6 protein-coding genes and 2 pseudogenes are annotated in these 6,083 nt (G+C 61.2%); 5 read left to right on the top strand and 3 right to left on the bottom strand.

Features of this window, described 5'->3' with window-relative positions; all coding sequences use genetic code 11:
- The 5 genes and pseudogenes from SFC07_RS13165 to SFC07_RS13145 all read left to right on the top strand — a co-directional run.
- Window positions 1–430 (top strand): annotated as a pseudogene (locus SFC07_RS13165) (DDE-type integrase/transposase/recombinase); the annotation flags it as partial.
- Between the two features lie 133 nt (window positions 431–563).
- Window positions 564–809: a heavy-metal-associated domain-containing protein gene (locus SFC07_RS13160; protein ID WP_411208770.1), complete on the top strand. Its 246-nt coding sequence runs from the start codon at window positions 564–566 to the stop codon at window positions 807–809.
- 51 nt (window positions 810–860) lie between these two features.
- Window positions 861–1,601, top strand: a complete 741-nt coding sequence (locus SFC07_RS13155) for a Crp/Fnr family transcriptional regulator (protein ID WP_411208769.1) — start codon at window positions 861–863, stop codon at window positions 1,599–1,601.
- A 121-nt stretch (window positions 1,602–1,722) separates the two neighbouring features.
- Window positions 1,723–1,959, top strand: coding sequence for a cation transporter (locus SFC07_RS13150; protein ID WP_131386794.1), 237 nt, complete (start codon window positions 1,723–1,725; stop codon window positions 1,957–1,959).
- A gap of 232 nt (window positions 1,960–2,191) precedes the next feature.
- Complete coding sequence (locus SFC07_RS13145; protein ID WP_411208768.1) at window positions 2,192–4,057, top strand: heavy metal translocating P-type ATPase; 1,866 nt, start codon at window positions 2,192–2,194, stop codon at window positions 4,055–4,057.
- 105 nt (window positions 4,058–4,162) lie between these two features.
- Here SFC07_RS13145 and SFC07_RS13140 read toward each other — a convergent pair whose 3' ends face one another.
- From SFC07_RS13140 to SFC07_RS13130, 3 genes and pseudogenes are all read right to left on the bottom strand, one after another.
- On the bottom strand, window positions 4,163–4,459 hold the full coding sequence (locus tag SFC07_RS13140) for a cupin domain-containing protein (RefSeq protein WP_411208767.1): 297 nt from the start codon (window positions 4,457–4,459) through the stop codon (window positions 4,163–4,165).
- A gap of 278 nt (window positions 4,460–4,737) precedes the next feature.
- A complete protein-coding gene (locus SFC07_RS13135) occupies window positions 4,738–5,337 on the bottom strand; it encodes a class I SAM-dependent DNA methyltransferase (RefSeq protein WP_411208766.1) in 600 nt (199 codons plus the stop codon).
- Window positions 5,338–5,653: 316 nt separating this feature from the next.
- Window positions 5,654–6,083, bottom strand: a pseudogene (locus tag SFC07_RS13130) (DDE-type integrase/transposase/recombinase); the annotation flags it as partial.

Genomic DNA, 6,083 nt, shown 5'->3' with positions numbered 1-6,083 from the left:
GATCACCGCCGGTGGCCAGACCTTAGACTTCTACCTCTCACCAAAACGCAACGTAGCGGCAGCGAAGCGTTTCCTGGCGAAGACTCTAAGGTCGAACACGTCAGCCGGGTATCCCAGAGTGATTAACACAGATAAAGCACCCTCCCTGTCCAAAGCGATCGCCGAGTTGAAGTCAGAGGGAATCTGCCCGCCAACAGTGGAACACCGGCAGGTGAAATACCTCAACAACATCCTGGAAGGCGACCATGGTCGGCTGAAGCGGATCCTCGGACCGAAGGGTGCATTTAAGAACTTCGACGTCTGCATATCGGACGTTGAAAGGGATGGAGGCGATGCACTCCTTGCGGAAAGGGCAGGGCACGATGTTTGCCCTCACGGGCAACCGAACCCGGACGCGGTGATCGGCAACCGGGCATTCGAGACTACTTAAGCGCCCCGGAGCAAGTACAACTGATGTCCCGAGGCGGGGCTCTTCGACCCTGGCCTAACTTTGCAACAGCACCCGTATCTTTAGGGGTGTCCGCACGGAAAGCGCAGTACCTCACGATAAGGAGCCGTTTGCCATGCATCCCCCAGCCATGTTCACGAATGCGACCCTGCGTTCCGAACAGTTTTCCTGCCCGAGTTGTCTGGCCGAGATCACCGTCAGGCTCAGTGACCTCGAGGGCGTGGAGGCCGTGGGGGTAGATTTCCCCTCCGTCGCTGTTCTGTTCACCTATGACCCGGCCGCGGTCACCGTGGCGGAGCTGGCCGCCGTGGTCGCCGACACTGACCACACCGCCACTGCCCCGATCATGCCCGCTGCGTAGCTGCACCACGTCCGGCCACTACGTGTCGGGGAAGGCGATAATATGGAGACCATGTCACAGAATCCGGTCCGGCGTAGCTGTGCCCAGCCTCATCACTGCTCACCAGAGGTCCGGCTCAAGGCCATGGCCAGGTCCCCGCTGTCCCGAGACATGGATGTAGACGAGCACCGGGACCTGGATCAATATCTCAGCGCCTGGTCGTGGGCGGAGGGCGACCCGGTGATCCTCGCCGGTGATGAGATCACAGGCAGCTATCTGCTCGTCGCCGGCCGGGCACGAGTGACCCGGGACACTATCGACGGGCGTGAGATTACCGTTGATATTGCCGCCCCTGGGGATGTGATCGGCCCGCTGTACACCCACCCCTCCCAGGCCGTCGACTCTGCCTGGGCGATGGAGACCACCTGCGCGTTATACCTGCCCGCCGATTCCCTGGCGGAGGTGATCACACGCCACCCCACGCTAGCCTTGTCGATCGTGCGGATGCAGCAGGAGCATCTCACCCAGTCCCGGGAACGCGACGTCGGACAAACCACCACAACCGTTGAGCAGCGGGTCGGTGCCGCCCTGCGCCGCCTAGACGGTAAGTTCGGCGAGCACCAGCAGGATGGCTCGAGCCTGCTGCAGGTTCGTCTGCGCCGTGACGATATTGCCGGCATGGCCGGCACCACCGTTGAATCCGCCTCCCGGGCGATGGCGAAGATGAAGAAAACCGGGATCATCAACTCCGGCCGAGAATGGGTCGCCATCCTTGACCGGGACGCTCTCGAAGATCTGATTGATGGCGAATAACACCTGCTCAGGTCGGTTTCCCGTTGTTTGATCCAGGTCAAGGAACTAAACCGGGATGGGTCTTATCGTTAGAGATGTCAGCAAGGAACAAGACATCACAAGAAGAGAGGACCTGGTTATCATGACCGCCCCGACCACGCTGAAGAACACCACCCTGCGTTCCGATGAGTTCACCTGCCCGAGCTGTATCAGCAAAATCGAGAACAAGCTGAACGGCCTGGACGGTGTGGAGTCTGCGGAGGTGAAGTTTTCCTCCGGCCGCATCCTGGTTACCCACGACCCTGCCCAGGTGTCGGTGCGCGACCTGGTCGAGGCAGTAGCCGCTGTCGGTTACACCGCCAAGCCCTCAGCCATCTAGACCACCGATTAACCTTCCGGCCTCTGACCCCGACAGCCCGCCCGCACCCTGATGGTGCCGGCGGGCTGTCGCCGTGCACTCTGCAGTCGCTGTGAAGTCGCTCCCTATCTTCTCTGCCCCAGGTCAGACTAGTTCATGGTTGTTTGATCCACGTCAAGGAAGTTAATCCGGAAAGCCCCTAACTTAAGAAGTATCAAGGAAATGCACCTTCGCAACTAAAGGAAGAATCGCCATGAAGACCTGGAAAACCTGGGGTATCGTCATCATCTCAGGACTGCTGATTGTTCTGTCCTGGATCACCGGATCCGATCTGCTGATGATCGCCGCGGCCGTGGTCGCCGGCTACCAGATCGCCGTCTCCGCCATCCAGGCATTGCGCATTAAGATGATCTCAATCGACCTGCTGGTCATCGTTGCCGCCGTCGGTGCGCTATTCATCAACAACTACTGGGAATCGGCGGCCGTCACCTTCCTCTTCGCCCTGGGCAAGGCACTGGAGAAGGCGACGATGAACCGCACCCGTAAGGCCCTGTCGGACCTGGTGGATTCCGCACCGGAAACCGCCACCGTCCTGCGCGACGGCGAGCCCGAGACCGTCGAGATCTGGGAACTGACCCCCGGTGATGTCGTCCTGGTCAAAAACGGTGAACAGATCCCAGTTGACGGCCACGTTATCTCCGGTACCGGCGGTGTGGATGAGGCCACCATCACCGGCGAATCCGTTCCGGCCGAGAAGTTCGAGGGCTCCGAGGTCTTTGCCGGCACCTGGTTGCGCTCCGGTGTGCTGCGCGTTGAGGCCATCGGTATCGGCTCTGATTCCACCCTGGCCAAGATCATCCACCGCGTCGAAGACGCCCAAGATGATAAAGCCAAGACCCAGACCTTCCTGGAGAAGTTCTCCACCTATTACACCCCCGGTGTCATGATCGGCGCCCTGGTCGTCGGCCTGCTGACCATGAACGTCGAACTGGCCCTGACTCTGCTGGTCATCGGGTGCCCTGGCGCCCTGGTCATCTCGATCCCGGTATCGATCGTCGCTGGCATCGGCCGCTCCGCCAAGGACGGCGTCCTGATCAAGGGCGGTGAATACCTGGAGACCTCCGCCAAGGTCGATGCCGTGGTCGTCGATAAGACCGGCACCCTGACCAATGGCCGCCCCGAGCTGACCAATGTTGACGTGCTCGACCCTTCCTACAACGAAGACGAGGTGCTTACTCTGGCTGCGCGTGCCGAGACAGCGTCTGAGCACCCGCTGGCAGAGGCGATCCTCCGCGGCGCAGAAAACCGCGGCCTGGCCGTGGAGATGGTCGAAGCGGCCGAACCGGTCGCCGGTAAGGGCATCCGTGCCCAGGTCGATGACCTCACCATCGCCGTGGGTTCCGCGGATCTGCTCGACGAGATTCCGGAGGCCACCCGCATCCTGGAACTCAATGAGCAGGGCAGGACCGCCATGTACGTCGGTGTTAACGGTCACCCGGTCGGCATTGTGGCAGTGGCCGACACCATCCGAACTGACGCCCCGGCCGCGATCAAGTCCCTGCATGACAAGGGAGTCAAGGTCATCATGGCCACCGGTGACGCGAGGCGCGTGGCCGAGAACGTCGCCGCTGAGCTCGGCGTCGATGAAGTCCACGCGGAGCTCATGCCGGAGGACAAGCTGACCCTGGTCAAGGAGTTGCAGGCAGCCGGTCGCACCGTGGCCATGGTCGGTGACGGTGTCAATGACACCCCGGCCCTGGCCACCGCCGATATCGGTGTGGCGATGGGTGCTGCCGGGTCACCGGCCGCGATCGAGACCGCGGACATCGCGCTGATGGCCGACCGGTTGCCTCGCTTGCCGTATGCCCTGGGGCTGGCCAAGCGGACGGTGCGCACGATGCGGGTCAACATCGGTATTGCCCTGCTGACCGTCGCGGTCCTGCTCGCCGGCGTGCTGCTGGGCGGGGTCACCATGTCGATTGGCATGCTTGTCCACGAAGCTAGCGTGTTGCTGGTCATCGCCATCGCCATGCTGCTGCTGCGCCCGACCCTGGAAAAGGACGACACCGCGGCCGACCTACCCGTCGCACAGGCCGCGCAGGAAGCACTCACCCCGTAGCCAACCCCTGATACCTGCCCCGCCGGTTTCCTCCAGGTCTTCCCGGCGGGGCTTGTCCATGGTCAACCGCATTCGGGACGAATCACCCCGGGATGGGCGGGACAGTCACTGGGACAACGTGAACCGGATGTCCTTCGGCATGATGTGAACCGCCGTGAAGTCTGGATCTGCCACGATCTCGTGCCAGACGTCAGCGGGGATGACGACGCTGTCTCCGGCGCGCACCCCATGATCCGCATCAGGGAATTTAACGATGCATCGCCCCTCGGTGACGACGAGCACAGATTCCATTGATGCTCTGTGTCTGGGCCACGAGATTCCCGACGTGGCTTCCATCCGCTTGGTGTCAAACAGTGCGCCTTGTTCTAACGGCGTCACTTGGGGTCGTCCTGCAGATTCCATCCAGGGATTCCTTTTCGCGCTTTGATCACGGGAGAGGGGCTTAGTCACCGACTTGTCGTATTGCCAGCCTACCGTGACCACTACGACCGGTTTTGCTTATCGCGGAGCACCTCCGAGAGGTTCGGGGAGGATTGCTGTGGTTCCGGCACCTGATTTACCGTTGTGGTTGCACTTGCGTTAAGTACTGCCAGAGCGGGAGTTGCTACGTAGTTCTGTAGCGACCAAACGGGTCTGATTCGGATCTGACGTTGAAGCAGAACTCCCCGAATCGTCGGGGTTCATCGGCCGGAATCCGCTCGTGCAGTAACGACGGCATGAAGAGCTGAGGGGTCCCAGTGCTGACCCGTCACCTCGAAACCGGCCTGCTCGAGCGCACGGGTCATGTGCTCCATCGGCCAGCGGTAGGCAGTCGTCACCGGGTGACTGAATGCCTCGAGCCGGGGACCGGAGAAGAACGAAATCAGAGCGGTCCCCCCGTCCTCCAGAACCCGGCGGAGCGTGGTGAGCACGTCCGGGAGCTTGTCGGGGCCCAGGTGGATCAGCGAGTACCAGGCCAGGATGCCGGACCACCGCTCTTCGGAACCGACGAGGTCATCGATCGAGGCGAGCCGGAACTGAACGTCGGGGTGGGCTCTACGGGCGATCTCGACTAGCTGCTCGACTGGCTCGAATCCCGCGATGGTGTGTCCCAGCTCTGCGAGGTGACCGCTCCAGCGTCCGGTACCTGAGCCGATATCGAGAATCGTGCCGGAGACGGTGTTAGCCCATGACTCGATCATGATGCGATCGGGATCTTCAGCGGAAACCACAGTGCCCAACATGTTCGCGACGTCCCCCGCTTGGGAGCCGTATGCGTCCGTAACCTCGCTGCCTGTCATGAGTTCCACGATAACCCGCTCACTGACTGCAGCAACTCCGCGCCGTAGGGGAGAACGTAGGTTTCCGGGAAGGTGTCTCAGTTCCCTGGAGCTGTGGTTTTCAGAAGCCGACTGCACTCCCCCTGGTCGCAAGATGCTGCCAGTGCAGACGAGTTCTGAAAACCACATCACACCATTGCCGTTAAGGGTGTCCCACTTCCCAGGAACTGGGACACCCGGATCTGCACCATGGGGAGATCAGTAGGTGCTGTTGCAAAGTTAGGCCAGGGTCGAAGAGCCCCGCCTCGGGACATCAGTTGTACTTGCTCCGGGGCGCTTAAGTAGTCTCGAATGCCCGACTGACGATGGCCGCGTCCGGGTTCGGTTGCCCGTGAGGGCAAACATCGTGCCCTGCCCTTTTCGCAATGAGTGCATCGCTTCCATCCCTTTCAACGTCCGATATGCAGACGTCGAAGTTCTTAAATGCACCCTTCGGTCCGAGGATCCGCTTCAGCCGCCCGTGATCGCCTTCCAGGATGTTGTTGAGGTATTTCACCTGCCGGTGTTCCACTGTTGGCGGGCAGATTCCCTCTGACTTCAACTCGGCGATTGCCCTGGCTAGGGAGGGTGCTTTATCGGTGTTGATCACTCTGGGATACCCGGCTGACGCATTGGATCTGAGGGCCTTGGCCAGGAAACGCTTCGCTGCCGCTACGTTGTGTTTTGGTGAGAGGTAGAAGTCTAAGGTCTGGCCACCGGCGGTGATA

It is taken from the genome of Corynebacterium callunae (assembly GCF_046592015.1).
Lineage (GTDB): Bacteria > Actinomycetota > Actinomycetes > Mycobacteriales > Mycobacteriaceae > Corynebacterium > Corynebacterium callunae_A.
This window is presented reverse-complemented; position numbering and strand designations above follow the sequence as displayed.